Origin of the sequence: Methylocystis sp. MJC1 (assembly GCF_026427715.1) — a bacterium.
In the GTDB taxonomy this organism is placed as follows: Bacteria; Pseudomonadota; Alphaproteobacteria; order Rhizobiales; family Beijerinckiaceae; genus Methylocystis.
This window is the reverse complement of the sequence record NZ_CP107558.1, coordinates 873589-896627: the sequence shown is the minus strand read 5'-3', so window position 1 is coordinate 896627 and position 23039 is coordinate 873589. Positions and strand designations below refer to the sequence as shown.

The window sequence follows — 23039 nt, the reverse complement described above, 5'->3', positions numbered from 1 at the left end:
AGATCCTAAGAGCCTTGGCCAACGCTTATCTATGGAGCCTCCCAACGAAAGGAAAGCAATCTAAATTTGCTGAGCCTCCGGCAAGCTTTTCGCTCGCTACTCGATTGGCATCAGCCGGACGCAGCCTTGGTAGGAAGGGCGCCGGGGCTCGAGACAAATTGGGTGCGGCGCGCTGGTTAGCCGCCGCACCTCCGCATTTATTGTTTCTTGTAGAGATACAGGTGGCTTTTGGGGTGTTGAAACTCGGGTAAGTCGAGGAAGGCGCGAATGACATTCACATGAAGCAGAGCCTCATGTTCGTTTCCGGCTTTGCAAAGCTCCTCGGCTTCATGAAGATGAATCCTCATCGACGTCACGGCCGCCGTTATGTGCTCGTGACCGCGAACTCCCTTCTCGATGGAACTCGGCTTGCTGCCAGGCTCGAGCTTTAACGCCGCCCAGTCGGCCTTCGTCTTCTCGATCTCCGCGTTGCAATCCGCAGCCGCCGTACCTGCAGTCGCGGCTATGATCGCCGCCGTAAAAAGGACCGTCCTCATCCTAAGCGCCCTCCTTCAAATCGTTGTGACTAGGCTACGCATGGGAGCGTAGCACCCTGCGCAGCGCGAACAAGCCCAATTGTACGGCGCACTTAATCCTTCGAGTTGTTCTGTGAGCTGGTGAAGAGCGACCGTGTGGGTTGCTCACGTACCAATGCCTTCTTCAGACCCGCTCCGGTGCGCGGACTGCGGCGCGACGCACCTCCGCCCACCATTTCCACAGCACATAAATCGCTGGGTAGATCATCAACTCCAGTATGAAACTTGTAACGACCCCGCCGACCATCGGAGCGGCAATTCGTTTCATGACATCCGACCCGGCGCCGCCGCCCCACATGATCGGCAATAAGCCCATTAGAATTGCGAGGACGGTCATCATTTTGGGGCGCACGCGTTGGACCGCGCCCTCCATCACCGAAGCTTCCAGATCGGCAAGGCTGTTCATTCGGTTTTCACGTTTCCAGCGTTCGTACGCGACATCAAGATAAAGCAGCATCACCATCCCAGTTTCCGCATCAACGCCCGCGAGCGCGATAATCCCGACCCAGACGGCGACACTGAGGTTATAGCCCAGAACCCAAAGCAGCAGGAACGCACCCACAAGAGAGAAGGGCACCGCCGCCATGACGATAAGCACCTTCGGCAACGAGCGGGCGTTCAAGTACAGAAGCACCGCGATCAAAAAAAGCGTGATCGGGATCACATATTTCAACATCTGTCCGGCGCGTTGCATGCCTTCGAAGGAACCGCTCCACTCGAGTCGATAACCGGATGGCAGCTTCACCATTTCGGCGACAGCCTTTCGCGCATCATCCAGGTAACTGCCCATATCGCGGCCAGAGAAATCGACGTAAACATAGCCAACGAGCTGGGCCGCTTCGCTTTTGATCAGAGTGGGACCGTCGACGAAACGGATGTCTGCAAGCTCTTCCAGGGGAATCTGGGCCTCAGTGGGCGTCGCGACGAGCACCCGCCGTAGCTTGTTGATGTCATCCCGCAGTTCTCGCCCATAACGGACGTTTACCGGAAAGCGCTGGCGCCCTTCGATGGTCTGCGTCAAATTCGAACCGCCGACAGCCGCGACGATCACGTCCTGAACGTCCATCACGGACAGCCCATATCGCGCGATTGCTGCGCGATTGATGTCGAAGTCGAGATAATAACCCTGGCTCACGCGCTCCGCGAAAGCGCTGCGCGTGCCGGGGACGGTGTTAATGGCCGCTTCGACATCCGACAGGATGCGGCCGATCTCGCTCAGCCTTGGTCCGTAAACCTTCACGCCAATCGGCGTGCGTATGCCGGTAGAAAGCATGTCGATGCGCGCCTTGATCGGCATCGTCCAGCTGTTGGAAAACCCCGGCATACCCTGCTTCATCGCCGCGTTCATTTCGGCAATGAGTTTTTCCGGGGTCATGCCAGCGCGCCACTGATCCGCCGGCTTGAGGTTGATAATGGTCTCGACCATCTCGAGTGGGGCAGGGTCCGTCGCACTATTGGCTCGCCCGGCCTTGGCGAAGACGCTCGCCACTTCCGGGAAGCTCATCAGAATCTTGTCCTGCTCCTGGATGGTTTGCTTCATGGTCTGGATCGACGACCCCGGCAGCGTCGCGGGCATGAAGAGGAGCGACTCTTCCCAGAGCGGCGGCATAAATTCACTGCCCAGACTGGCGTAAATAGGGGCTATTGAGGCGATAGCGAGCACCGCCAAGATCACCATCCCATAGCGGAATTTGAGCGCCATCTGCGCGACGGGGCGATAGAGCCAGATCAGAAGGCGGTTGATCGGGTTCGATTCCTCTGGCGGCACGCGACCCCGAATGAGGAGCGTCATGAGGAACGGGGTGACGGTGATCGACAGCATCGCCGCGAAGAACATGCTGAAAGATTTTGTATAGGCGAGAGGCTTGAACATCCGCCCTTCCTGATCCTGTAGGGCGAAGACCGGCAAAAAGCTCACGGTGATGATCAGCAACGAGAAGAACAGCGACGGCCCGACCTCACGCCCCGCCGCAATCAAGACTTCGAGGCGCGGCAGGCGCTCTGCAAGGGGCTTGGCATCCTCGCGCTCAATGTGTTTGTGAGCGTTTTCGATCATGACGATAGCGGCGTCGACCATGGCGCCGATAGCAATCGCAATGCCCCCGAGGCTCATGATATTGCTCGTGAGCCCGATCCATTGCATGGCCACCAAAGCCATCAACACCGCGAGGGGCAGCGTGATAATGGCGACGAGCGCGCTGCGTGCATGAAATAAAAACACCAGGCAGACAAGGCTGACAATGACGCTCTCCTCGATCAGCCGATCGCGAAGCGTTTTGACAGAATGCGCAATGAGCTCGGAGCGGTCGTAGGTTACGACAAGCTCGACGCCTTCGGGTAGAGAGGGCTGAACAGTGGTCTTGATCGCCTCTTTAACGCGGTCCAAGACTCCGTAGACGCTCTCGCCAAAGCGAACGACGACGATCCCACCCGCTACGTCGCCCATGCCATTTAGGTCGGCGACGCCCCGGCGGATGTCCGGGCCGATTTGAACGAAGCCGATATCGCGAATGAGAATCGGGGTTCCATCTGGCTGCGCCCCGACAGCGATGTTTTCTATATCAGCGGGTGTTAGGATATATCCTCTACCACGGACCATATACTCGCGGCCCGTGAATTCGAGCACGCGTCCGCCGACTTCCTGATTGCTGCGGCGTACCTGGTCTACGACTTTGTTGATCGGAACCTTATAAGCGAGGAGCTTATCGGGATCGATCGTGACTTGGTATTGTTTGACCAGACCGCCGATGGGCGCGACTTCAGCCACACCTGGAACGGCGCGCAGCTGATACTGGACCTGCCAATCCTGCAGCGTTCGTAAATCGGCTAACGAATGTTTGCCCGTTGTATCGACCAGCGCATATTCAAGCGCCCAGCCGACGCCGGTCGCATCTGGTCCAAGTTTGGGCGAAACTCCCTGGGGCAGCTTTCCGGACATGCCGCTGAGATATTCAAGCACGCGGCTGCGCGCCCAGTAGAGGTCCGTGCCATCTTCAAAAATCACATAGACAAGCGACTCTCCATAAAAGCTGCTGGCCCGGACCGCTTCAAACAAGTGGGACGGCGTCTTTCTGTGCTGGCTTGGCTCAGCATGGAGATGAAAGCGCCGCTGACGCCTGCTGCGACGCCTGTATGCTGATTTCTGCTTCGGGGCTGGCGCCTCTCGAAGCGGGCTTCTCCCGTCTCGAAATCGAGCGCAAAGCGCGCATCTATTTCGCGCAGCGTTTCGGCCATGTATCCGACGCCGCGCCGGACGATTTACGATCACGCGCGCCCCCGCGTCTTTCCTGATTTTTTTTAGCGCGCCGCTGAGCGCGCACATCTTCCCCATCGCTGAAAACTGACGCGGCCAAGGCGCTCTTGCGCGCCTTTGCGTTCGCCATTGGAGCCTTCGTCGCGCCCGACAGCCGACGAAATGGCAGAGTGAGCCTTATGTCCTTTTTCGCCAATATCGCCGACCTGCTGCTCGCGCCCGTGCAAGTGGCCATTCTCCTCGCCTTCGTCTACGCCCTCTTCGAAACCGGCCGCATGGCGGTGCAGGCCTATCTGCGCTTCAGCGGCCGGCAGGCTTTCCGGACGCAAAGCTTCGGCGCGCTCGACGACGCTGGGGACGCCTACCCCATTGCGCGTCTTCACGCCGCCGATGAAAGCCTGACGATCGACGATCTCGACGTCGCCGCCATGAAACGGCTGGAGCTCATTCGCATCGCAACCCGCGTGACGCCGCTGCTGGGATTGATGGCGACGCTCATTCCCATGGGACCGGCGCTCGTCGCATTGACCAAGAACGACGTGTCGCAGATGGGCGAGTTGCTGCGCTCGGCCTTCTCGTCGGTGGTCCTAGCGCTTGCCGCCGCCTCCCTGTGCTTTTGCATCGCCAGCGTCAAGCGCCGATGGTACGCGGAGGAGCTCGTCTCCATCCGTCGCCGCCTCTCCGGATCTGGAGCGGCGGCATGACCCTGCGAATCTTGAACGAAGACGAGGAACTCGACCCGATCCTCTCGGTCGTCAATCTCGTCGATGTCTTTCTTGTCCTGGTCGGCGCGCTGATGATGGTCATCGCCGCCAATCCGCTCAATCCCTTCGCTTCCGAAAAGGCCGTCGTGGTGAAGAACCCCGGCCAGCCGGACATGGAGATGGTCGTCAAGGACGGCAAGAAAATCGAAAAATACAAGGCGACGGACTCGATCGGCAGCGGCGAAGGCGCCCGCGCCGGCGTCGCCTACCGGATGAAGGACGGCTCCTTCGTCTATGTCCCCGAAGCCGATGTCGCCGCAAAAGCGCCTGCAAAAACGGGCCAGCAGTAGGAGCGCGCAACATGGCGATCAAACAGAACCGTCTTTGGATCACTTTTGCCGCAGCGCTGGCCTTCGGCGCGCTCGCGCAACCACAAGCGCTCTGCGCTCAAACGCCGGCCAATGCGCCGCCCGCCGCCGCAACCGTCTCCGGAACGCCCCCTGAGGGCATGGGCCGTCCGATGGGGCGCAGCGCCAACGGTGGATCTCCAGCCGATGAGAAGCCGAAGGACGTTCGTCCCTTCGTCGCGAAACCCATCGCCGGCAAGCCTTCCGTGGTCATTTTCGCGCGCGAGCCGTCGAGCCCCGCCAAAGGCAAGCTCATCGAAAAACTCGCGCACGAACGCGGCGTGGATGCCGAGTATGTGTTCGTCGATCTCCTCGACGAAGACGCGATCCGCAAAAAGCTCGCTGGGCGTGATCTTGCGATGTTCGACTGGGTGATGGAGTCGACCTTCCCGATCCTCCTCGGCAAGGTCGAACCGCTGCTTGGCGATTTCGACGGGCGGGTCTGGGGCGGTCCCATGTGGAAGCGGCCCGATCTCACCCGCGGCCTGACGCCGGAACAATGCGAGCGCATCATGGCCTATATGCGCAATGGCGGGGCGCAGAACGAGGGCTATCTCGCCGATTACATCCGCACGGATATTTTCGGCAAGCCGGGCAAGAAGGGCGGCGCGCCGGCGATCATGCCGGAAGCAGGGATTTATCACCCGGACGCTGCGAAGAAGACCTTCGTTTCTCTCGACGACTATCTCAAATGGCGCGCGCCCAAGCCTGGCCAGAAAATCGTGGCCGTCGGATTCCACCGTATCGAGCTTGCGAATGACGCGACGCTGCATATCGACGACGTTATCCGCCGCATCGAGAAGAAGGGCGCTTTCGCGCTTCCGTTCTGGGACCCAAATGACGGCGAGGCGGTCTGGCCCCTGCTCTCTCAGGGCGACAAAATTCTGCCGGACATCTTGATCTCCTTCACCGGCATTTACGGTTCCGTCGATAATCAAAAGAAGTTCGCCGAGAAATTCCAGCGCCCGATCCTCCAGGCGATGACCTATGGCACGGGCTATGAGGACGACTGGCGCAAGAGCGACGAAGGCCTGCCCGTCTTTCGCATGGGCGTCTATTACACGCTCCCGGAGATGGCGGGTCGCATCGACAATACGCTCGTCGCCGCCAAGCGCCGCGGCGACGAACAGCTTGTAGCCATTCCGGAACAGGCGGAGGCGCTGGTCGAACGCGCGCTCGCCCAAGCCAATCTCCGCCACAAGCCGAACAAGGACAAAAAACTCGCCGCGCTGGTCTGGAATACGCCCGAAGGCGAGGAGAACTTCGCCGCCTCCTATCTCAACATTCCGGCAAGCCTCGTCGAAATCATCAAGACCCTACGCAGCGAGGGCTACGATATTCCCGAGATCGACGAGAAGACGGCGATCGAGAATATCAAGAAGCTGATCCGACCCTATTACCGCACGAAGGATGACGCCGAGCTGCGCAAGCTTCTCGACGCCGGGCTCGCCGAGCGCGTGCCGGTCGCGGAATATAAGGACTTCATCGCCAAGCTGCCCGCGGAGACCCAGAAGCAGATTGCCGAGGGCTGGGAAAAGCCGGAAGACACCTATCTCACCTTGAAGGATGGCGCGCGCGCCGACTTTGTCGTGCCGCGCTGGAAGCTCGGCAATCTTCTCATCCTGCCGCAGCCGCTGCGCGGCGCGCGGCGCTCGGAGGAAGCCGACATCCTCCACGACAAGAAGCGCCCGCTGCATCACGCGTATCGCGCCGTCTATTACGACCTCGTGCACAAGGAGAAGGTCGACGCCATTCTGCATATCGGCACGCATGGCACGCAGGAATTCTCCGTCGGCAAGGAGCGCGCGCCTTCCGTCTATAACGACACGCAGACGACAATCGGCAATGTGCCGTTGATTTATCCTTACGCGGTGCACGACCCGGGAGAAGCGATCATTGCGCGCCGCCGCGGCCGCGCGGTGACGATCTCGCATGACGAACCGCCCTTCGCACCCTCGGGACTTTACGGCGAGCTGACCGAGCTGCACGAGCTGATGAATCAGCACGAGGCGGCGACGCCCGGCCTGATGAAAGCCAATCTTACGCAACAGATCATCGAGAAGGCCAAAAAGACCAACATCCTGAAGGACATTGGCATGGACGACGCGGCGGTTGCCGCCGACGAGGAGAAATTTCTCAAAGGCGTCGACAAATTCCTGCACTCGATGGCGGGCATGCCGCAGCCGCTGGGCTTCCGCACCTTCGGCAAGACCGTCGAGCCCGAAAAAATCCTGCTCACCATCATCCAGATGCTGCCGCCGGACTACATCAAGGCCTTCGGCAAGAACCCGACGCTGCTGACGAGCCAGCAATATGACAAGCTGGAGAAGGACGAGGTTTTCGTCGCACTGCGCCGCGCCGTGATCGACAAGGAAGATCTGAGCGCTTTTCCAGAAAAGGCGCGCCCATTCCTCGAGGAAGCGCGCAAGCACTACGACAACTTCACCCACCCGATGGAGTTGCAGAACCTCGCCAAAGCGCTTGCCGGCGGCTCGATACCGACGTCGACCGGCAATGATCCGCTGCGCAATCCGGCTGCAATTCCGACAGGGCGCAATCTCTATGCTTTCGATCCGCGCAAGATCCCGACGAAAGCGGCTTGGGAAGCAGGAACCAAGCTCGCGCGCGATCTGATGGAGAAATACAAGGCGGACAAAGGCGCCTACCCCGACAAGGTCGCCTTCTCGCTGTGGCAGCCGGAAACGATCAATCATTTCGGCGTGGTTGAAGCGCAGATTCTCTATATGCTCGGCGTCGAGCCGGTCTGGAACCAGCGCGGCGACGTCACCGGCGTGAATGTTATTCCGCGTAACAAGCTGGATCGCCCGCGCGTCGACACAGTGTTGCAGATCACCGGCGGCTATCGCGACAATCTGCCGGAGCTGATGCAATTGCTGCAGGGCGCGGTGAACAAGGTCGCGGCGCTGAAGGAGGACGACAATCCCGTCGCGCTCAATGTCGAGAAGACTCTGCAGGCGCTGCTCGCCAAAGGCGTTCCGGAAGACCGCGCCAAGCGGCTCGCCCGCGTGCGTCTCTTCGGCAATGAGAGCGGCGTCTACGGCAGCAAACTGCCACAGGCGACCGTCGCTTCCGGCGCCTGGGACAAGGAGGGCGCGCTGGCCGAGGTCTATCTCGACCGGCTGAGCTACGCCTACGGCCTGGAGCCCGATCTCCATAGCCTGAAAATCGACGGGCTGAATCTCTTTGCGGAGGCGCTTCGCGGAACGAAGGCCAGCGTCCTGTCGCGCTCCAACAACGCCATCGGCATCGTCTCGCTCGACCACTTCTTCGAATATCTCGGCGGCATCGGGCTCGCCGTGCGTCACCTCGATGGCAAGACGCCGGCGCTCTACTTCTCGGACTTGAGCAACGCGCGCGAGTTCAAGAACCAGACGGTCGCCGAGGCGGTGAGCCAGGAGCTGCGCTCGCGCATGTTCCATCCCCGCTACATCGAAGGGCTGATGAAGGAGCGTTATTCCGGCGCAACCAAGATGGTCGACAGCCTCAATAATTTCTGGGGCTGGAACGTGATGGACCGCGCGAGCGTGCGCGCCGACCAATGGCAGGAGTTCTACGAGGTCTACGTCAAGGACAAATATAATCTCGGCCTCAAGGACTATTTCCAGAAGAACCATCCGGCCGCGCTGGCGCAACTCTCCGAACGCATGCTCGAAGCCGTGCGCAAGGGCTATTGGGATGCGCCCGAAGAGGTCGTGAAGACGCTCGTCGAGACGCATGAGGAGGTCGCGAAAGCGCATGATCTCCACATGAGCAACGAGAAGGCGGCGGAGTTCATCGCGGCGAAAGTCGCGGGCTACGGTCTTGCAGCCGCCCTGCCCGCGTCGCCGCAGCCCTCTGCGCAAACCGAGGCCGCGGCGCCTGCATCCTCTCAGCAGGTCACCGGCATGAAGCTCGAAAAGCAGGCGCAGAACGACAATAGCCCCGATACGCCACAATGGCGGCTCTATGCCGCGGTGCTCGGCGCATTCGGCGCAGGCGTCGCGTTCGAGCTGGCGCTCGCAATGGTCGTGCGTCGACGCGCTTGATCGAAATCCTGATGCGGCAAGGAGGCAATAATCATGGCCTTTCTCGATACGATGTTCAGAAGGCGCGGGGCCGATGGCGCAGACGTCACCCGTGACGCCTCGCCCGTCACAAAGCGTCTGCAACACGCGACAAAGAAGGTCCAACCGGGCGGCTCGAAGGTCTATCGATGGTCCTTCGTCATCCACAAATGGACCGGCCTTGCAGGCGCGGGCTGGCTGGCGGCTTTGGGCCTGACGGGGTTCTTTCTGGATCACGACAGCTGGCGTTGGCAAATGCAGGCCAAAACGCCGAGCTGGCTGACGACGCGCGCGCTGGACGAGCAATCCGCACGCAACACGATCCGCTATTTGCAGATCGACCCAGCCGACAACGCCCACCGGGTGGCGGGCGGTCCGCGCGGCGTCTGGGTCTCGCGCGATAGTGGCGCGACGTGGACGCCGACGGTTTTCCAGAAGGGAGACCACCCGCAATTGCTGGCGATCGAGCCTGATGGCGCCAAGGGATGGGAGCGCCTTTGGCTTGCGACCGACGATGGGGTCTATCTTTCGGAAGACGGCGGTGCCAGCGCGCGTCTCGCGGCGCTGGAAGGAAATTATGTCACCGGCCTCGCCGCTGATGCGACGCCCAGAAACATGCTCGCCATCGTCGATCGCGCCAAAGTGTATCGCTTCGACGCCGATGCGCCTGGGAAAATCGAGCCGATCGAATTTGCGCCGCTGGAGAAGGCGGCGCGGCCGCTCGACGCTCCGCTCAACCGCTTTGTCCACGATTTGCATTTCGGCCGCGCGCTTGCGGGACCGACGACGTCGCTCGTCGCAAACGACATCGGCGGGATCGGCATGTTCGTCCTGTCCATCACCGGCCTGCTCTATTGGGGGCTGCCAAAATGGTGGAAGGCGCAGGGCAAACGGCAAGGCAGAACCGCGACAACGACCCGCACCTCCAAGGAAGCCAAGAAGACGACGATCATCTGGCTGTTTCGCCTGCACAGCGTCACGCTGGGCATCGCTTCCGTGGTCATGATGCTCTATTTGTCGATTACCGGCGTCTTCCTTGGCCATGGCCGCGAGTTGTTCATGTGGATGCGGTCGGTGAAGATCCCGCAGGCCTATCTCACGCCGGCCTTTGCGCTCTCCTCCTGGGACGGCTGGATCGATTCCATTGTCGCCTATCCGGACATGCCCGGCGCCTGCACTATCGGCAATCGCATCGGCATGTTTACGACGGTCGACGGCGGCCAGACCTGGGCGCGCGAAGATAATCCTTCAGGCGAGCCCGTTCGCCTCGCCGCGCGCATGCGTCGATTTGGCGATCGGATCGTGATGGTCAATGGCATGGGCGGCGCGTCGGCCATTCGCGGGAGCGACGGCGTCAACCGCGAAGTCAAAGCCAGCCCCATGGGAATGGGCATGGAAGGCGGCCATGGCGGCGTGAATCATGGCGCGACGGGCGGCGGAGAGCAGAGCCTTTCGAGGCGCGCTCAATTGGCAGGCATGGGCATGGGCGGAATGGAGAATATGTTCATGCCGTCCGACGTCGCCATGGCTGACGATAAATTGCTTTGGAAGAGTTCCGACAAACTCTGGATCACCGATCGGGAGGGCAAATCGCTCGGCAAGCAGGACATCAACATGCCATCCGACCCGGGCACGCCATGGTTCACCTGGTTCCTGCGCCTGCATGTGGGCACGATCTTCTGGTCCGAGTGGAAATGGGTGAACGACGTCTTCGCAGTCCTCGCTGTCTTCCTGAGCGTCACCGGCCTCATCCGTTGGTGGCGAAAGAAATGGGCTTGAGCAGTAAACCGCGCCCGGGGCTTTCAACCCCGGGCACCAAATATTGGTGCAGGTACATGCGTAGTGTTTTTCGTCTCCATAGCGGATTCCATGTATTGGGTCATACTACGCGTTATAAACGTTGTATATTTGTCACAACGTCTATATATAAATAATATTTCTGCAGTTTTTTATTATAGAAACAATTAATCATAGTTGACGATTCCTAGCATTGATCTAGAAATACAGCCGCAATTGTATCCGCGGCGGGAAGCAAAAGATGTTGCGTTGTTGGCTCACCGTTCTTCTGGTGGCATGCTCCCTCATCTTTCAGGGCGCGTGGCTGAACCATTCGCATCTTGCGACAACGGCGCAAGGAGACGACACATTCGCGCTCACTTGCGCAAAGGCTGGCGGAGCCGGCGATTACAACGCTCCGGCGCATAATGCTCCGCTGAAAGACCATTGCTCGGCCTGCATCCTCTGCGGGGCTAACTTCCTTGCGCTCACCGCTGTTGTCCTCGCGCTGGTCTTATCCGGCGATTTCCCCGAGCGTATCGTCGCATTCGTCCGGCAAGACTTCAAACCGGCGGCCTTTCAAGCGCTGCGCCCGCCAACGCGCGCGCCTCCCTTTTTCTCCTGATCGTCGAGAGGCCCTTGGGGCCAAATGTTTCCAGCGCCCTTCAGCGCTGCGTCTCAGCACAATCGGGAACCTATTCTCATGTCTCGTACCGCCTTACGGCGCGGCGTCTCCGCCTGCGCGCTCATCATATGCTGCCATTCAGCCTGGCTCGCGCCGGCGTCCGCTCAGCAGTCGCTGCCCACCATTGATATTGGCGGCGCCCGCCGCAGCCATGCAGCCAACGGCAATGCCGAACGCTCCCCCGCCGCGCGCGCCTCGGCGCCTGCAACTGGCGACCCCTCAAGCGCCGCGGGGACTGTCCCAACCGCGCGCACTGCGGAGCAAATCTGGAATCCAACGCTGCCTGACGGAAGATGGGCTTTCATCGAGAAATACCAGATCCCCAACGCCGTCGTGTCGAGCGTCACGCATCAGCAGATCGACAAGCAGATCAACATCGTCAATTCGCAGGATGCAGTAAAATATATGCCGTCGCTCTATGTCAGCGAAAATCGCGGCGGCACTCAAGGATCGCTTCAAACGCGCGAATTCGCCAACAGCACGGAGCGCAATCTCGTTTATCTCGACAACATCCCGCTGAACTCTCTTATCGGGCGCGGCGGCCAGGGCGGCTTTTATGGCGGCTTGCAGACTTTCTTCAAGCTCGTAAGCCCGGAAGAGATCGACCGCGTCGACTTCATCACGGGGCCCTTCGCCGCCCAATATGACGGCCGCTCGATGGGCGGCGTCCTGACCTATACGACGAAGATGCCCGACAAGCTGCGCCTCACCGCCAAAGAGACGGTGTCGGTCATGGATTATGACTGGGCGAAGACGCAGCGCGCCTTTCCGCGTTCGCTCACCGAACTCACTGCAGGCGATCGCATCGGCAACTTCTCCTAGTTCCTGACGACATCCTACCAGACCTATCAGTCTCCCCCGAACTCATGGACGCCGCTGGCGAGCAACGCGGCTCCGCCTGTCTATAACGAGTTCCTCGCGTGGAACCGGACCGGTTTTCCGCAACGGATCGTCGGCATCGGCGGCATGTTCGACACCGATCTTGTGAACAGCAAGCTCAAGATCGCCTATGATTTTACGCCCACATTGCGTCTCTCGCACACGGTCGGCGTCTTCACGGAAGACCGGAACGTCTATGGCGAGACGCTCTTTGGCCCCAACAACAATCGCTGGTACACATGGTTCGGTCCGCGCACGGCGCAGAACCCCACCGGCTACGGCGATTATTCGAGCTTCTATGGACGCCATCAGAGCAGCGTCCTGGTCAATGCGTTATCGCTCAAGCAAAACACCGGCGGGGTTTTCGATTTCGATTTGTCGGGATCCTACTTTTACCTGATGCACGACGTCTGGAATACGCCGCTCGCCAATCTCGGGACGTCGGCGAAAAATCCGGTCGGCGGCTTCACCTCGACCGGCCTCGTGCGAAAGGAAACCGGAGATTATTGGGGAACGCTGGACCTGAAAGGGATTTACCGTCCCTTCGGCCCCAAGGGCCCCCATGAGGTCAGCTTTGGTATTTATGGCGACGAAGCGCATGTAGCCGCGCCGACCTATCTTTCCATGAGCTGGCCGTCGGGCGAAGCATCGACGATTGGACACCTCTATTCGACCATCGCCAAGGGGACGACGCGCACGCAAGCGATGTGGGTGCAGGAAGCCTGGCGTTTCCATCCCAACTTTAAATTGACGGTCGGCGTTCGCGGCGAGCATTGGAATGCTTCCGACGGCTTCAACCAGTCCAACACAACGGCTGCGTCCGGTGGTTTCGTTACGCGCCCCGGCGTCCCAATCTACCAGCCCTATCGCGCCAGCACGCGCTTCTCGCCGAAAGGCGTGCTGGAGTGGAAGCCCGACGATCATTGGACGATATACGGCTCGGTCGGTATGGCGAACCGCTTCCCGGTTGTTTCGGAGCTCTATGCACTGACGACGCCGCAAGGCTTTTCCCAGCCCGTGTCGCCAAATCCCTATCTGCGCCCGGAAGTCGCGCTCAACAAGGAGCTCACGATCAGACGTGATTTCGAGACGGGGGGATGGATGCGCGTGTCGCTCTTCCATGACGACATCCGCGATTACATCGTCAATCAGCTGATCCCGATTCCGGGCGCCTTAGTCCCCGCGAGCGGCCCAGCCAACATAGAGCGCGTCCGCAACATGGGCGTCGAGATCGACCTGCGCAAGAGCAACGTCTTATTCCAGGGAATGGAGGCCTATGCGAACGCAGTCTATCTCGACTCTCACATCGTCTCGAACAGAGATTTCGTGGCGAGCGCCAGCAGCTGCGGCGTCGCTGGCCCCGGCGCGGCCAATTTGGCGCAGAGCTGCTGGCTGCTGAACGACGCCGGCAAGCGCGTCCCCGGCTTGCCGGATTGGCGGTGGAAGGTAGGCTTCATTTACTCGCCAGACGCGCGTTGGTCTTTCGCGGGTAACGTCCGTTGGGCGGGTCTAGCGTGGCAAACGACGGCGAATAACGACGTGTCGTGCTGCGGGTTGGCGCAATCCTATAATCTGCAGCACCGTCTTTTCTCGATCGACGCTAAGATCAACTACAAGTGGAACGATCGTTTCACTTTCGATCTCGGCATAGACAATATCGGCAACTTCAACAGCCGCGACCAATACCCGCGCACCTTCTTCGCAGCAATGCGCTACAAGTTCGAGGATGGCCAAAAAGGGAACGGAATCTTCCTGGCGGGCAATGAAGGCGGCATGCCGGATTTTTCCACGTGGTTCCGTCCGGCGGGGTTCAACATCGACTAGTCATGCGTGAGCGCGCGATTGAAGCGCGCTCACCGCAGTATCTGCCTTGCTCAAGCTGCATCGGCTAATTGCGGGAGAGCTTGCCAACTCGGCTAGCAGGCTCTCCTGAGGCGGCACGCCGTTAGCGGCAATTCCAGACCCAGCCCTGAGCCGCGTCCCAGTCCCAACAGACGTTGTGAACATGGCGGCCTTCCTGCCCACTCCAATCGCGGTGCCCGTGCCGCCAGTGACCGCCGATGTGCTGCATCGCGCTATGTTCTCTATGCTCTTCGCTCTGCGCCATCACCGGAGCAGTGAAGGCAAACAGGGACGCTATGATAAAAAGCAAAATCTTGCGCATTTCATCCCCCTTCAGGTCGAGCGTTGCTGCTCACAGAAATAGTGGGGGCGCGGGAACCGGCGTTCAACCGCGAATATTGACGCAGTCAAAAACTTAGGCGCCGCTCGGTTTATTGCACACGTTGAATCTGGTCGATCACATAGCCTCCATGTGGGGATTTGGAGAGGGTGAAGGTAATCTGGGCGCCCGGCGCCAGTCCCTCGAGGCTTACCTCGGGCGCGACCTTAAAGGCCATCGTCATCCCCGGCCACTTCAGCGCGGGAATCGCCTCATGTGTAATCCGGAGCTGCCGCTCCTCCTTATTCACCGCCTCGACGACCCCTTTTCCCGTCGCCTTCTCTACTGCCTCCGCGATTGCCGCACCGCCCCGACTCTGTGCGGCGACCGCCCCCACGCCCGCTATCGCCAGCCCCGTGGCGGCCGCCAAAATGAGTACTCGTCCCAAAGCTGTTTCCATCACCGCTTCCTTCTGTTGGACGGATAGGCCGGCTCTTCCCAAAGCCGGTAGCCTGCGCTTTGTTCCGCTTCGGCCGCGCTTTCACCCTTCGGCGAGCCAGCGCCTTTCTTCTGGCGCATGTCATGAAAGCGCAGATCACACATCTTTAGTTCAGGCGTCAAAGAGTCGAAACGACTAATCGCGAGAATGAACGAGCCAACAACATCTTATTGCGCTCCGTCTGGGTCAATCGAATTACCCCGGAAGGTCGCTTTTATTCGAAGCGCCGCGGACGACAATGGTCGCGACCGGAGGAAGGAATAAATGATGAGACAAATCAAATCCTTCATTCAAGAAAGTCTTGGGCTCTGCGGCTACCGGCTGGCGCCGATCCGGCGTCGCATCGAGGCTCCGATCGATTTCCTCGAATTGGCGTTGAGCGAGGCGTCGGTGGACCGCCCCGGCTTTTATTTCGTGCAAATCGGAGCCAATGACGGCGTCAAGGACGATCCGCTCCGCCGCTTCGTGCTGAAGCATCACTGGCGCGGCCTGCTTGTCGAGCCCCAGCCAAAAGTGTTCGAAAAGCTCAAGCAGAACTACGCCTGCGAGGCGCAGCTCTCATTTGAAAATGCGGCTATTGGCGACGTCGACGGAACCGCGCAGCTTCACGTCGCGGATTCGCGGGACGGCTCGGCTAACCTCACTGTCTTCGCAAGCCTCAAGAAAGACGCGTTGCAGCGCGGCGTGCATGAGTTCGACGCCAAGACGCGCTCGATCGAAGTGAATTGCCTATCGGTTCGTTCCCTGCTTCAAAAGCACGGCGTTCACTCAATCGATGTGCTGCTGACCGACGTGCAGGGCTATGATGTCGAGATTGTCAGCCAATTTCTCGATTGCGGATTGAGGCCGCAAATAATCCATTTCGAACATTGCCACTCGTCGCGCCCCGCGCTCGAGAAACTTTACGACAGGCTCGTAAAGGAAGGCTATCGCTTGAGTGAGCTCGAGTTCGACACGCTTTGCCTCCTGCCTCAGTCTGAGAGCGTGGATCCTGCCCGCGCAAGGGAAACGTCGGGAATGCCCGCGTGAGGCGAGGGGTCAGTTTTTACCGTTAGCGTATATCATGCGTTGAGGCGCGCATAGAATTCTCAATCAAGCTTTCATACGACGGCTCGCGACAAAAAAACGCAAGCCGATCTGACGTCAGGCTCTTTAGCTCAGAATACCATTTCCGCTTGAAGAGCTCTCGTTAGGGCTTTGTCATCCAGAGCCACAAAAGCGCTGGTTCTGCTTTGGATTCCCGATCGCTCGCTTTGCGAGCGTCGGGAATGACACCGAACCAACCAAGCGGATCTCGTATCATAGGGGCTTTCGCGACGTGTGGGCCGCTAGCCGGGCAAGCTCGGCTCTCTGTGGAACTTATCGTGTTCACGAGCCGCTTGGGATGATTTTATAACCTCGCGCAGGATTAGTTCGGCAAGTCGGACCCGCCCGCTGTCCTTGCAATAATGGTAGTAAAAACCCGGATCGCCATTTATGTCGATCACTGCGCCATGCGCATCCTCGAGCGTTTTGCTGATATCCGGCGTCATTATGTCCATTCCAACCAATCTCAATCCGAACCTCGCCGATATATTTCGGCCGATCTCGATCGTTGACTCGGACAGGTCGTCCATCATCGTCACATTTTCTTTTGCCGCGTTATCGTTAGCGACGTGCTTTATAATAAATTTTTGGCCCTTTTTCGGGACGGAGTTCAGGTTGAGGCTCTGCGCCGAAAGCGTCGCCGTCATGTCTCGGTCTATTTTCAGAAGGGACTGGCTTCGTTTGAACCCTTCGGCAAGACGGAGACGGTTCTCCTCTTCGACCAGTTTTCGGACTGTTGAGATTCCGTCGCCGACGAGACTTGGAGAACTACGCAGGACGCAATCCAAGAGATTGCCGTTGAGGTAAAGGAGCCGATACGTGTCTCCTTTGATCTGCCGCTCTAGGAGCACGCGCGGACAATAAGCCCCCGCCCACGCCATCGCATGTCTCAGTTCAAACGCCGTTCGAACATTTGCCGTCACGCCGATGCCGCCCGCGGTTCCTGACGCCGGTTTTACAACGAATGCTCCGCCGTGCGACTCGATGAAATCCAGGGCTGCCTTGTGCGCATCTATGCGAAGCACGACATGATCAGGAACAGGCGCCCCAAGTTCTTCAATCAATTGGTAGGTCGCCGGCTTATCATCAGTCGCGCGAACCGACGCATGACTGTCGATTACGTTCGTGTTTCGGTCGACATAAATAGGCCGGGGAACCGCCTTGAGAGTGATCCACGCAGCTCCGTCATCCACGCGCGCAAATTCGCCCCCGCACGATTGGGCGGCCTCTCTCCAGCATTTCTCATAGAATTGGTCGCGAATCCGGTCCGCCTGCGCCTGCTTCTCGTTACGACGGGCCGAGTTTAGAAACCGGCGAAGAAGATACGCCCCACGCAAAATCATTTTGCCCCCTAACTCTCCCGGCTTCTCCAAAAGATCGAGTCACCTGTATTTCCTCCGCCGCCCATATAAATGGGCCTCCGGGCTTGCGGAGGAAAGACGTATCGGGGAGTAGCGCCCGGAAAAAACGGCTTACGCATCATGCCCGATTTCTTTGCATGACGGTTTGTGCGAGCTATTCATTGTTCACAAGAGGATTGAAGCTATGATCAAGCTGTTCGGTTCGTGGCGGGATAATCTGAGCGAATACGCCGCCGACTTCGACAAAAACGGCTTTATCGTCATCAAGCAGGGAATACACGCCGAGTTTCTCGATTACGCCGAAGCCCAAATCGAGCAATGCATAGACGGCGGCGACATCTCCCGCTCGAAGCGGCGTCTCAAGCAGGAATATCTCTTTGCGTTCCCCGAACAGCGAGAGACGGTCGCGGAATTTGTCGAGACGATTGGTCGGTTGACCGGGCTGCCTTACGAGGACCTCATCATCTCGGAACGGCATCTGAAAGTTTATCGTGAGGACGCGCCTCAAACTCCGCCGCCGCACAAGGACAGGCGCGGAACCCAACTCTCGATTGGAATCCCGCTGGAAGTCGGATCGGACTCCCGGCTCATTCTTTATCCGTATCACGAGCTTGGCGAAAACACCTTCGATAGTTACGACCTGTTCCTCGCCTCGCTTTCCGAAGCGGAGAGGCCCGAAAACGCGTTAAGGGACATAGACCCGGTTGTCATAGACACGAGGCCAGGCGATTTGATTGTCTTCTGGGGGTCTACGATTTGGCACGAGCGAACCAACGCTGCGGGCTCCAAGGTACTCTATTTCAAAATGAACTCCTTGGGCCTGGACCCGCTCGGCGAAAACATCGCGGCTTTGCCGCTTGCCGCGCAAAAGGAGGCGCTGAGCGCCGTCCTGGATTGAAGGTGCGCCTGACAGACGCTTACTCGAACGCGACTTCAGCCTGCGCTCCCACCCTGGAAGCGCCGATAATTGCGACCAGCGGGAGCGACGCGACGACGAGGACCATCAGGAACTTGAAATCGTCGCCATAAGCGATGATGGCCGCCTGCTGCGATACGAGGTTTTCGAGCATGGCGCGTCCCTTGTCCGTCGCGGCGTCGAGAGGCGAAGCAGACAACGCGCTATTGAAGGGCGTGACGAATTCGACGAGGCGCGCATGCGCCTCGATCGTCCCCTCGGTCAGGCGCGCAATGACGAGAGAGATGCCGACCGAGCTGCCGATGTTACGCAGGAGGGTCAACATGGCCGTGCCCTCGGTGCGAAGCACGGCCGGCAAGGTCGCGAAAGCCGCTGTGTTCAGCGGCACGAAGACCAGGCCGAGCCCGAAGCCCTGCAACACGCTCGTCGCAACAATTACGGCCGAAGACGTCTGCTCAGTGAACAGCGACATCTGATGCAGCGTCAGGGCCGAAAGAGACAGGCCAGCGAAAACGAGATAGCGCGCTTCGATGATCTTGAGCAGGCGGCCGACAATCAGCATTGCGACCAGCGTGCCGGCGCCGCGGCTTGCAAGAAGAAAGCCTGCCGTCAGGATAGGATAGCCGACGACATTCTGCATATAAGGCGTCACCAGCGCCATGGTCGCGAACAGCACGACGCCAATGACCAGCATGAACAGGCTACCGGCAATGAAATTGCGGTCCCTGAACAATTCGAAGCGCACAAATGGATTTGATGTCGTCAGCGAATGCGCGAAGAAGAAATAGAAGCCAGTAGCGGAAATGGCTGCTTCGGTGACGATTTCGTGCGACTCGAACCAGCCTTGCTGCTCGCCGCGATCCAGCATCACCTGCAAGGCGCCGATGCCGAGCGCAAGGGCGGCGAAACCGAACCAATCGAAACGGCGGCTGTGGTCGAGCGGCGTTTCGCGCATGAAGAAGAGAAGGCCCAGAACGGTGATAACGCCCATCGGCAGGTTGATGAAGAAGACCCAGCGCCAGTTGTAATTGTCGGTCAGCCAGGCGCCGAGCGTTGGACCCATGATCGGGCCGAGCATCACGCCGACGCCCCAGATCGCCATGGCGGAGCCGCGTTCCTGCGCGTCATAGGAGTCGAGCAGCACGGCTTGCGACAAAGGCACGAGCGCGGCGCCGAAGGCTCCCTGCAACAGGCGAAACAGAACCATCTGCTCGATGCTTTGTGCGAAGCCGCAAAGGCCGGACGCGAAGGTAAAGCCCGCGACGCAGATGATGAAGAGGCGCTTGCGGCCGAACCGTTCCGCGATCCAGCCGATCGGCGCCGTCATGATCGCGGCGGCGACGATATAAGAGGTCAGGACCCAGTTGATCTGGTCGAGCGAGGCGGACAGGCTGCCCTGCATATAAGGCAAGGCGACATTGGCGATCGTGGTGTCGAGCGCCTGCATGATGGTGGCGCTCATCGCACAGATCGTCACCATCGTCCGGTTGGCGCCGGGTTTCGGGCCGCTCATTTCGCCTGTTCTTCCGCGTAGCTTTCCTGTGCGCCGAAGAGAGAGGCGAGGCCGCGCTGGCGGCGCGTATCGATCTCGACCGTGACGCTCATTCCGGCGCGCAACGCCGAAAGCCTCTGCCCCGCGTCGAATTCGATGCGCACGGGCACGCGCTGAACCACCTTCACCCAATTGCCGTTGGCGTTCTGCGGCGGCAGGATCGCAAATTGCGCGCCCGTTCCCGGCCCCACAGAGGCGACATGGCCATGGAACGATTGGCCGGGGAATGTGTCGATGTGGAGAGCGGCAGCCTGCCCAACGCGCAGATGGGTGATGTCGGTCTCCTTCGGATTGGCGTCGACCCATGGCGCGGCGTCGTCGACCACGCTGAAGATGGCCGCGCCCGCCGTCACGAAACGGCCAAGCTGGATGTTGTCGACTTGCGTGGCGACGCCAGAGATCGGCGCTTTGATAATTGTGTGATCGAGGTCGCGCTGCGCCTGGTCGAGCGCCGCCTTGGCCTGCCGGTATGGCGCATAATCTTCGATCGTGAGATCAGGATTTCCCTGCAGCTGGTTCAGCGTCGCGGTGAGCTGCTGGCGCACCGGCTGCAGCTGCAATTCGGCTGCGAGCAACGCCGTGCTCGCATTATCGACGTCGCTTTGCGTGCTGAATTGACGCGAGGCCAACGCCGCCTTGCGGTCGAACATGCGCCGCTTGACGCCGATGGCCTGTTCGCCAAGCTCGATCAACCGGCTGAGCGATTTGTAATTCGACTTCAGGGTGGCGAAGTCGGTGCGCACCGTCTCGAGCTTGCTCTGCGCCTGCCGCAGCACGAGCTGGAAAGGAACGGGGTCGATGTCGAAGAGTTCATCGCCCGCCCCGACATGCTGTCCCTCGCGAATGAGGACGCGGCTCACCTTTCCCGAAATATCCGGGGTGATCAGCACCTTTTGGGCGCCGACATAAGCGTTGTCCGTCGAGATATAGCGCCCGCCCGAGAGATAGAGCCCTACTCCGGCAAGCCCTGCCAGCGCCGGGACGCCGGCCATGAGCAGGAGCCGCAGACGCCGGCGCGCGGCGGTCACGAGCCTCCCCGCCGGCGAGACGCGCTCGGTTTTCGAAATGGTCGCAGTCGCCTCAGCCATGATGCCGCTCCGCCTCGGCCTCGCGGCGCTGCGCGGAGCGGCGCAGGTTCTCCTTGATGACGCAGAGGTCAGCAAGCAGCGTCGCGACACGGGACTCATCCAAGCCCGCGAGCGCCGTATCCATGATTTCTCCGCCGAGGATGCTCAGGCGTTCGAGCAGCGGGCGCGCCGCAGGCGTGAGGAACAGCCGCTTCGCCCGCCGGTCGTCCGGGTCCGGGCGGCGTTCGATCAATCCGTTCTCGCACAGGCCGTCGAGCAGCCGCGTCAGCGTGATGGGCTGAAGGTCGAGCATGTCGGCCAGCTCGGCCTGCTTTAACCCCTCGAAGCGGTCGAGACGAGCGAGCACCGCCCATTTGGCGCGGCTCATGCCGAATTCCGCCGCCTTCTGGTCGGCGCTGGTCCGAAGCAGTCGGGCGACGTCGTTGAGGGTGAAGGCCAATTCGCGCGTGGCGGGCTTCATGGGCATGGATTTCTGCATGCCCGTCAGATAGTATGCTAGCTTATAATAAGCAAGCACCCAATTAAGCGCAAACGCGACAACCCGCGTTTTCGTAATCGGCCCGTCATACCGAATCGCTTGATTTGTTTCGCTGTCATTCCCGACGCTCACGAAGCGAGCGATCGGGAATCCAGGGCAAAAACACCGTTCTCGTGGCTCTGGATTCCCGATCGAGCCTTCGGCCCGTCGGGAATGACAGGCCCGCGCCGATTGGTAAAAACCAGCCCGAGGCAGCTCATCCGCCACAGTTTTCGCGGCGGACCCGGCCATCGACGCAGTTTATACTGACAGCGGCGCCCTTATCGTCGCCTAGCGGATCAACGACATGTCCAGCATTGCGGTCGTCAACGCCGGTTCCTCCAGCATCAAATTCGCGGTCTTCGACGTGGCGGCCGCCCCACAGTTGCGGCTCAAGGGGCTGATCGAAGGCATTGGCGCGACGCCGCGCGCCAGGCTCTCCAACGCGGCCGGCGAGACGCTTCTGACGGAAAGCCCGCCGCCCCAAGGCTTCGATCACGCCGCCGCCACAAGGACGATGATGCGCATCGCCGCCGACTGGCTCGACGGCAAGGATATCGCCATCGTCGGCCATCGGGTCGTGCATGGGGGGCCGGATTTCGCGGCGCCCCTGATCGTGACCGAAGAGATCGCCGAAAGGCTTGCCTCCTTCATTCCGCTCGCGCCGTTGCATCAGCCGCATAATCTTGCGGTCATCCGCGCCATGCACGCCGAGCACCCGCAACTGCCGCAGGTCGCCTGCTTCGACACGGCCTTCCATCGCGTTCAGCCGCCGATCGCCCAGGCCTTCGCCATTCCCCGAAAATATTCGGAAGGGGGCGTCAGACGTTACGGCTTTCACGGCATCTCCTATCAATATGTGAGCGGTCGATTGAGAGAGATCGCGCCCGAGATCGCCAGAGGCCGCGTGATCATCGCGCATCTCGGCAATGGCGCGAGCCTCTGTGCGGTAAAGGACGGGCGCAGCGTCGCGAGCACCATGGGATTTACCGCCGTCGACGGGTTGATGATGGGCACGCGCTGCGGCGCGATCGATCCCGGCGTGCTGCTGCATATGATCGACCATTACGGCTTCGGCGCGCGCGAGATCGAAGATTTGATCTATCGCAAGTCGGGGCTTCTCGGCGTCTCCGGCATATCCTCCGACATGCGAACGCTGCGCGCCTCATCCGAGCCTGCCGCGAGAGAAGCGACCGCGCTGTTCGTCTATCGCATTTTGCGTGAGATCGGCTCGCTCGCCGCGGCGCTCGGCGGGCTCGACGCCATCGTTTTCACGGGGGGAATCGGGGAAAACGACACAGAGACCCGCGCGGAGGTCTGCGACGGCTGCGCCTGGCTCGGCGTCACACTCGACAGCGACGCGAATCGGACGGGCGCGCAGAAGATATCGGCCGCACAGTCCCGCGTCGCCGTTTTCGTCATAAAAACCAACGAGGAACTCGAAATCGCGAAAAGCGCCCGAGAGTTCTTGAGCGGGACATGACGGCGCGCCATCTCCTGTGAATACAAGGGCGCA

General features: G+C 60.1%; 19 protein-coding genes. 11 read left to right on the top strand and 8 right to left on the bottom strand.

The genetic code is table 11. The features are described from left to right. Positions 1–197: 197 nt before the first annotated feature. The gene (locus OGR47_RS04355) at positions 198–536 is read right to left on the bottom strand and encodes a hypothetical protein (protein WP_165050864.1); all 339 of its coding nucleotides are present in this window, start codon (positions 534–536) and stop codon (positions 198–200) included. 163 nt (positions 537–699) lie between these two features. After that, the gene (locus tag OGR47_RS04350) at positions 700–3630 is read right to left on the bottom strand and encodes an efflux RND transporter permease subunit (RefSeq protein WP_246729638.1); all 2931 of its coding nucleotides are present in this window, start codon (positions 3628–3630) and stop codon (positions 700–702) included. A gap of 77 nt (positions 3631–3707) precedes the next feature. Here OGR47_RS04350 and OGR47_RS04345 point away from each other — a divergent pair, with 77 nt between their 5' ends. The 8 genes from OGR47_RS04345 (at position 3708) to OGR47_RS04310 (ending at position 14167) form a co-directional block, all read left to right on the top strand. After that, positions 3708–3866, top strand: a complete 159-nt coding sequence (locus OGR47_RS04345; protein WP_165050866.1) for a hypothetical protein — start codon at positions 3708–3710, stop codon at positions 3864–3866. Positions 3867–4007: 141 nt separating this feature from the next. Then, the gene (locus tag OGR47_RS04340) at positions 4008–4532 is read left to right on the top strand and encodes a MotA/TolQ/ExbB proton channel family protein (RefSeq protein ID WP_246729650.1); all 525 of its coding nucleotides are present in this window, start codon (positions 4008–4010) and stop codon (positions 4530–4532) included. Further along, positions 4529–4882, top strand: coding sequence for a DUF2149 domain-containing protein (locus tag OGR47_RS04335; RefSeq protein ID WP_165050870.1), 354 nt, complete (start codon positions 4529–4531; stop codon positions 4880–4882). The genes OGR47_RS04340 and OGR47_RS04335 overlap by 4 nt, the downstream gene beginning before the upstream one ends. Positions 4883–4893: 11 nt before the next feature. Further along, a complete protein-coding gene (locus tag OGR47_RS04330; RefSeq protein WP_165050873.1) occupies positions 4894–8985 on the top strand; it encodes a cobaltochelatase subunit CobN in 4092 nt (1363 codons plus the stop codon). A 33-nt stretch (positions 8986–9018) separates the two neighbouring features. Further along, positions 9019–10782: a PepSY domain-containing protein gene (locus OGR47_RS04325; RefSeq protein ID WP_165050875.1), complete on the top strand. Its 1764-nt coding sequence runs from the start codon at positions 9019–9021 to the stop codon at positions 10780–10782. Between the two features lie 259 nt (positions 10783–11041). Beyond that, a complete protein-coding gene (locus OGR47_RS04320) occupies positions 11042–11404 on the top strand; it encodes a DUF2946 family protein (protein WP_165050877.1) in 363 nt (120 codons plus the stop codon). A gap of 78 nt (positions 11405–11482) precedes the next feature. Beyond that, a complete protein-coding gene (locus tag OGR47_RS04315) occupies positions 11483–12286 on the top strand; it encodes a TonB-dependent receptor plug domain-containing protein (RefSeq protein ID WP_165050878.1) in 804 nt (267 codons plus the stop codon). Positions 12287–12430: 144 nt separating this feature from the next. Continuing rightward, complete coding sequence (locus tag OGR47_RS04310) at positions 12431–14167, top strand: TonB-dependent receptor (protein ID WP_165050880.1); 1737 nt, start codon at positions 12431–12433, stop codon at positions 14165–14167. A 121-nt stretch (positions 14168–14288) separates the two neighbouring features. Here the strand turns inward: OGR47_RS04310 and OGR47_RS04305 are convergent, their stop codons facing one another. Together OGR47_RS04305 and OGR47_RS04300 are read right to left on the bottom strand one after the other, a co-directional pair. Next, positions 14289–14507 carry a hypothetical protein gene (locus OGR47_RS04305; protein WP_165050882.1) on the bottom strand — a complete coding sequence of 73 codons (219 nt, stop codon included), beginning with the start codon at positions 14505–14507 and terminating at the stop codon, positions 14289–14291. Between the two features lie 109 nt (positions 14508–14616). Then, positions 14617–14964, bottom strand: coding sequence for a copper-binding protein (locus tag OGR47_RS04300; RefSeq protein WP_165050884.1), 348 nt, complete (start codon positions 14962–14964; stop codon positions 14617–14619). 303 nt (positions 14965–15267) lie between these two features. Here OGR47_RS04300 and OGR47_RS04295 point away from each other — a divergent pair, with 303 nt between their 5' ends. Beyond that, a complete protein-coding gene (locus OGR47_RS04295) occupies positions 15268–16032 on the top strand; it encodes an FkbM family methyltransferase (RefSeq protein ID WP_165050886.1) in 765 nt (254 codons plus the stop codon). A 299-nt stretch (positions 16033–16331) separates the two neighbouring features. Here the strand turns inward: OGR47_RS04295 and OGR47_RS04290 are convergent, their stop codons facing one another. Next, complete coding sequence (locus OGR47_RS04290) at positions 16332–17432, bottom strand: hypothetical protein (protein WP_165050888.1); 1101 nt, start codon at positions 17430–17432, stop codon at positions 16332–16334. Positions 17433–17634: 202 nt separating this feature from the next. On the opposite strand from OGR47_RS04290, the gene OGR47_RS04285 reads away from it, so the two are divergent. Next, entirely contained in the window at positions 17635–18348 is a 714-nt protein-coding gene (locus tag OGR47_RS04285; protein ID WP_165050890.1) for a hypothetical protein, read from the top strand. Between the two features lie 19 nt (positions 18349–18367). Here the strand turns inward: OGR47_RS04285 and OGR47_RS04280 are convergent, their stop codons facing one another. From OGR47_RS04280 to OGR47_RS04270, 3 genes are read right to left on the bottom strand one after another with little or no spacing between them, the layout of a single operon-like run. Then, positions 18368–19879, bottom strand: coding sequence for a DHA2 family efflux MFS transporter permease subunit (locus OGR47_RS04280; protein WP_165050892.1), 1512 nt, complete (start codon positions 19877–19879; stop codon positions 18368–18370). Continuing rightward, positions 19876–21006, bottom strand: a complete 1131-nt coding sequence (locus tag OGR47_RS04275) for an HlyD family secretion protein (protein WP_165050894.1) — start codon at positions 21004–21006, stop codon at positions 19876–19878. Before OGR47_RS04275 ends, OGR47_RS04280 begins: the two co-directional genes overlap by 4 nt. Then, complete coding sequence (locus tag OGR47_RS04270; protein WP_246729639.1) at positions 20999–21466, bottom strand: MarR family winged helix-turn-helix transcriptional regulator; 468 nt, start codon at positions 21464–21466, stop codon at positions 20999–21001. Before OGR47_RS04270 ends, OGR47_RS04275 begins: the two co-directional genes overlap by 8 nt. A 364-nt stretch (positions 21467–21830) precedes the next feature. On the opposite strand from OGR47_RS04270, the gene OGR47_RS04265 reads away from it, so the two are divergent. Then, positions 21831–23006, top strand: coding sequence for an acetate/propionate family kinase (locus tag OGR47_RS04265; protein WP_165050899.1), 1176 nt, complete (start codon positions 21831–21833; stop codon positions 23004–23006). Positions 23007–23039: the final 33 nt, after the last annotated feature.